We start from the raw sequence: 1033 nt of genomic DNA, 5'->3' as shown, positions 1-1033 counted from the left end.
GCGGCTCCGTCGTCCGCACCCCGGGGCGGCGGCAGGCGGGTGCGGACGACGGAGCCGCTGGTCAGCGGGGGCGGCGGGCGGCGTACCCACGGCGCGCACACCCCGTACACCCCGGGGCCCGCGTGCGCGGGAGCGCCTCGCGCGCTCCAAGGCGCCCCCGGCCCCCGCGAGCCGGTGGGAACGCGCCCAGGACGGGCGCGCTCCGGACCCGCCGGACGCCGAGGGGTCACGGCCGGTCTTGAGTGTCGACATACGCGTGAGTAGTTAACAAAGGGCCGGATTGCCCACCCGAACGGTGTGGGAAGGCTCCTGCGGGTACACCCCACTGAGACATCGCAGGACCCACCTCCCCACAGTCATCCGCCCACCCTCGTTGACGCGGACAGGAGCGGTCATGCCCGCCAAGCACCAGTCGTCGTCCCCCTCGTCCCCCTCGTCCCGCTCGCCCCGGACACCGTCCGGCGGCGCCCCTCGCGGCAGGCCGGCCGCCACCGGCCGCGCCCCGGCCGCCCCGGCCACGCCCGCGGCACCGGCGCCTCCCGGGACCGCCGTGGGACGCATCCCCGTGCTGGACGTCCGCCCGCTGGTGCGCCAGGGCCGCCGGCCGGCGAAGGCGGTGGTGGGCGAGTCGTTCGAGGTGACGGCGACCGTGTTCCGGGAGGGGCACGACGCGGTGGCCGCCAACGTGGTGCTGAAGGACCCGGAGGGGCGTCCGGGTCCGTTCACGCCGATGCGGGAGCTGGCACCCGGCACGGACCGCTGGGGGGCGACCGTCACCCCGACGACGACGGGCCTGTGGACGTACACCGTGGAGGCGTGGGGCGACCCGGTCACCACCTGGCGGCACCACGCCCGGATCAAGATCCCGGCGGGCATGGACACCGAGGTGGTGCTGGAGGAGGGGGCCCGGCTGCACGAGCGGGCGGCGGAGCAGGCGCCCGGGTCCGGTGACCGGGAGGTGCTGCGCGCGGCCGTGGACGCCCTGCGCGACACGGGGCGCCCGGCGCCTGCACGGCTGGCGGCGGCGCTGACG

General features: G+C 77.4%; 1 protein-coding gene. It reads left to right on the top strand.

The window, feature by feature from the left end; genetic code table 11:
* Positions 1-394: 394 nt before the first annotated feature.
* Positions 395-1033: maltotransferase domain-containing protein (locus CCN29_RS34495; RefSeq protein WP_143661483.1), on the top strand; the 639-nt coding region annotated here is incomplete at its 3' end.

Source organism: Streptomyces pseudogriseolus (assembly GCA_002154585.1).
Classification (GTDB): Bacteria; Actinomycetota; Actinomycetes; order Streptomycetales; family Streptomycetaceae; genus Streptomyces; species Streptomyces pseudogriseolus.
This window is presented reverse-complemented; position numbering and strand designations above follow the sequence as displayed.